We start from the raw sequence: 4,569 nt of genomic DNA, 5'->3' as shown, positions 1-4,569 counted from the left end.
CTCCTCGACCGTGTGCCCCCACACGGCAAGCCGCTCGGCGAGTTCGACGACCCGGGCGCGCACCTGGGGCTGGAGCCGGGCGGGCACCGCGGTGAACAGCGACCCGCAGGCGCCGAGGCCGACCCGCGCGGGGTGCCAGTTGTGCATGAGGAAGCCGGTCAGCGCGGCGGCCAGCACACTGAGCAGCGCCGCGAGCCCGTCCATGACCTCGGCGGCGGCACAGGCACCCGCCCCGAAGGCGGTGACGACCCCGACGGTGCCCACGAGCCCGTCGGCGTGGTCGAGCCCCTTGAAGGCGGCCGTCACGCACACGATCCAGACCACGGCCGACAGCCCCGCGGTCACGCCCGTCTCCGCGTACGGCACGACACAGGCCGCCGCCACGGCCGTACCGACGACGAGGAACCGCGTCTTCAGCCGCCACACGTCGGCGGCCAGCCCGAGCGCGGCGACCGTGGCGCCCGCGCCGAGCAGCTGCCCGATCCCGGCGCCGAGCGGTGCGACCCCGGTCCAGTCGCCCACCGCCGCGACGGCACAGGTGGCCGCCGTCACCGCCACTCCCCCGAACAGCGGCAACGGCCGCTGCCGCCGTCGGTCGACCACTCCGAGCCGGCGGGCGGGCACCCTGAGCAGCGCCGCGAGGACGGCGGCGAGGAGGAGAGCGGCGGTGGCGGCGGTGATCCCGTAGAGCACGGATATAAGTTAGAGGTAAATGTAGCGATTTGGTACGAATAACACGATCAGATCATGACCGCTCCCGACGGCCCCGGACCGCTCCCGACCGGCCTCGCGACCCGGATCATGAGGCAAGCCTCAGCGACACAGATCACCGAGCGGCTGACTACAGTGCGGCGGAGGATGCGGGTAGTCTCAGACGGACTGCATAAGTTACCGCTTAGTAATCTCGATCGAGAATCCCTCGCAGGCCCGAGGAGCCCCGAAATGCAACTCGCCGCGATCATCGTGTCGCTGGTCCTGACCGTGGTCGGCGTGGCGCTGCTCGCACGCGCCGTCGGCCAGTTCGTCCGGTACTTCAAGCTGGGACAGCCCGTACCCGCCGGAAGCCGGACCGACAACCCCTACCAGCGCAGCGTGACGCTGGTCCGGGAGTTCCTCGGCCACACCCGGATGAACCGGTGGGGCATCGTGGGCTTCGCGCACTGGTTCGTGGCCGTCGGCTTCCTGACGCTGCCGCCGACCCTGGCGCAGGCCTTCGGGCAGCTCTTCCAGGCCGACTGGACGCTGCCCGTCATCGGCGACTTCCTGCCGTTCGAGATGTACACCGAGTTCATCGGTGTGATGACCATCCTGGGCATCGTCGTCCTGATGGCGATCCGGCTGCTGAACCTGCCCTCGCGGCCGGGCCGCAAGTCCCGCTTCACGGGCTCCAAGTCCGGCCAGGCGTACTTCGTCGAGTACGTCATCCTCACCATCGGCCTGGCCATCTACACCCTGCGCGGCCTCGAGGGCGCCATCCACCACGTCGACGGCTACGAGGCCGGCTACTTCGCCTCGTACCCGCTGGTGCTGGCCTTCAAGGGCCTGAGCGTCGCCACCCTCCAGAACCTGGTCTACCTGGTCGCCATGATCAAGATCAGCGTCTCCTTCATCTGGATGATCGTGGTGTCGCTGAACACCAACATGGGCGTCGCCTGGCACCGCTTCCTGGGCTTCCCGAACATCTGGTTCAAGCGCAACGCGACCGGCGGCACGGCCCTCGGCGCCCTCCAGCCGATGACCTCCGGCGGCAAGCCGATCGACTTCACCGACCCCGGTGACGACGACGTCTTCGGCGTCTCCCAGGTCGAGCAGTTCTCCTGGAAGGGCCTGCTCGACTTCTCCACCTGCACCGAGTGCGGCCGCTGCCAGTCGCAGTGCCCCGCCTGGAACACCGGCAAGCCGCTCTCCCCGAAGCTGCTGATCATGTCGCTGCGCGACCACGCGCACGCCAAGGCCCCCTACCTGCTGGCCGGCGGCGGCAAGACGATGGAGGGCGAGGAGAAGGCGTCCGAGGAGCAGCTGGCGGGCGTGCCCGCGGCGGCCCTCGCCGAGGCCGAGCGCCCGCTCATCGGCACAGCCGAGGAGAACGGCGTCATCGACCCGGACGTCCTGTGGTCCTGCACCACCTGCGGCGCCTGCGTCGAGCAGTGCCCGGTGGACATCGAGCACGTCGACCACATCGTCGACATGCGCCGCTACCAGGTCATGATCGAGTCCAGCTTCCCCTCCGAGGCGGGCACGATGCTCAAGAACCTGGAGAAGAAGGGCAACCCCTGGGGCCTGGCCAAGAAGCAGCGCCTGGAGTGGACGAAGGAACTCGACTTCGAGGTGCCCGTCGTCGGCCGCGACATCGAGGACCTCACCGAGGTCGAGTACCTGTACTGGGTCGGCTGCGCGGGCGCGCTGGAGGACCGGGCCAAGAAGACCACCAAGGCGTTCGCCGAACTCCTCAACATCGCGGGCGTCAAGTTCGCGATCATGGGCGGCGACGAGAAGTGCACCGGTGACTCCGCCCGCCGCCTCGGCAACGAGCCCCTCTTCCAGGAGCTCGGCATGGAGAACGTCGCCGCGCTGAACATGGCGTTCGGCGAGTCCCTCAACGAGGAGGGCGAGGTGGACGAGTCGACGAAGAAGCCCAAGTCGGCCAAGAAGATCGTCGCGACCTGCCCGCACTGCCTCAACACCATCGGCAACGAGTACCCGCAGCTCGGCGGCGACTACGAGGTCATCCACCACACCCAGCTGCTCCAGCACCTGGTGGACGAGGGCAAGCTGGTCCCGGTCACCCCGGTCGAGGGCATCATCACCTACCACGACCCCTGCTACCTGGGCCGCCACAACAAGATCTACACGCCGCCGCGCGAGATCATGACCGCCGTCCCGGGCCTGCGCCAGCAGGAGATGCACCGCCACAAGGAGCGCGGCTTCTGCTGCGGCGCCGGCGGCGCGCGGATGTGGATGGAGGAGCGGATCGGCAAGCGCATCAACAACGAGCGCGTCGACGAGGCTCTGTCGCTGAACCCCGACATCGTCTCCACCGCCTGCCCGTTCTGCCTCGTCATGCTGACCGACTCGGTCAACGGCAAGAAGAACGAGGGCAAGGCCAAGGAGTCCGTCCAGGTCGTGGACGTCGCCCAGCTGCTGCTCGAGTCCGTCCGGACCCCGGTCGCGGACGAGCCCCCGGCGGGCGAGTCGCAGTCGGAGACCGAGCCGGAGCCGGAGCCGGCGAAGTAACCGCCGTTCCACCCGCCGACGCCCCCTGACCCGCCTGCCGGGCAGGGGGCGTCGCCGTACCCGCTCCGCGGGCCGCACGCGCTCCCTCTGCCGTACCCGCTCTCCGATCCGCACGCCCTCCTCCCGCCGTACGCACCGCAGTTGCCGTCACGCGCGTCACGCGGACGGAGGACACCGCCGCCGTGCCTTCCGGTCCCGCGCGCGAAACCCGCCGGCCCCTCGGAAAGCCCCCGGGACCCCCCTTAGGGGATGTCACAGCTCGGCAGCAAACCCCGGCCCGGAACCCCCGTCCCCGCCCCTCACCCGCCGGGACCAGGTACGTTCGAAGGCGTGGCTGGATTCAGGAACGGACGCGGCGGCCGGGACGACCGCGCCCCGCAAGCGCGACCGCACAACCCTCCGTACGGGCAGCAGGCTCCCCAGGGGCCGCCGTCCTACGGCTACCCGTCGGCTCCGCAGCCGTACCCGCAGCAACCGCAGTACCGGGGCGGCCAGCAGCCGCCGCACGGCGGCTCCGGCGGGGCCGGGTGGCCGCAGGGCAACGCCGGCGGCTACGGCGGCCAGGGCGGCGACGAGCCGGAGTACTTCGGCGCGGCCGACCCGTACGGCCAGGCGGGCGGCGCCCCGCACGACCCGTACGCGGCGAGCCAGCCGGGGCACACCCAGGCGTTCTCGATCGACGAGCACGCCTCCTACAACCAGGGCGGCACCTACCACGCGGGCGCCGCGCAGCCCTCGGCCCCGGTCGGCCCGCCGCTGCACTGGAAGGCGCTGCTGAGCGGCATCGTGACCGCCCCGGACCAGACCTTCCTGCGGATGCGCGACTACACGATGTGGGCCCCGGCCCTGATCGTGACCTTCCTCTACGGCCTGCTCGCGGTCTTCGGCTTCGACGGCGCCCGCGAGGACGCCATCAACGCCACCCTCTCCAACGCCGTCCCGATCGTCCTGACGACGTCGGTGGCGATGGTGCTCAGCGCCTTCGTCCTCGGCGTGGTCACCCACACCCTGGCCCGCCAGCTCGGCGGCGACGGCGCCTGGCAGCCCACCGTGGGCCTGTCGATGCTGATCATGTCCCTCACGGACGCGCCCCGGCTGCTGCTCGCCATGTTCTTCGGCGGCAACGCGACCTTCGTCCAGGCCGTGGGCTGGGCGACCTGGGTGGCCGCCGGAACGCTGCTGACCATGATGGTCCGCCGCTCCCACGACCTGCCCTGGCCCAAGGCGCTGGGCGCGTCGGCGATCCAGCTGATCGCGCTGCTGTCGATCGTGAAGCTGGGCACGTTCTAGGACCGGTCCGGCCGGACCGGCACAAGCAGAAGGGCTCACCGTCCG

3 protein-coding genes are annotated in these 4,569 nt (G+C 70.5%); 2 read left to right on the top strand and 1 reads right to left on the bottom strand.

Features of this window, described 5'->3' with window-relative positions:
• The coding region (locus ABT085_RS44135; protein ID WP_502982980.1) for an MraY family glycosyltransferase at window positions 1-693 on the bottom strand (693 nt) is incomplete at its 3' end.
• A gap of 249 nt (window positions 694-942) precedes the next feature.
• Here ABT085_RS44135 and ABT085_RS44130 point away from each other — a divergent pair.
• Together ABT085_RS44130 and ABT085_RS44125 are read left to right on the top strand one after the other, a co-directional pair.
• Window positions 943-3,234: a (Fe-S)-binding protein gene (locus tag ABT085_RS44130; protein ID WP_351622207.1), complete on the top strand. Its 2,292-nt coding sequence runs from the start codon at window positions 943-945 to the stop codon at window positions 3,232-3,234.
• Between the two features lie 249 nt (window positions 3,235-3,483).
• A complete protein-coding gene (locus tag ABT085_RS44125) occupies window positions 3,484-4,524 on the top strand; it encodes a Yip1 family protein (RefSeq protein WP_351622204.1) in 1,041 nt (346 codons plus the stop codon).
• Window positions 4,525-4,569 lie beyond the last annotated feature (45 nt).

The organism is Streptomyces sp. NPDC002265, from assembly GCF_040296125.1.
In the GTDB taxonomy this organism is placed as follows: Bacteria; Actinomycetota; Actinomycetes; order Streptomycetales; family Streptomycetaceae; genus Streptomyces.
The sequence above is the reverse complement of the archived record's forward strand: the minus strand, read 5'-3'. Positions and strand labels throughout refer to the sequence as shown.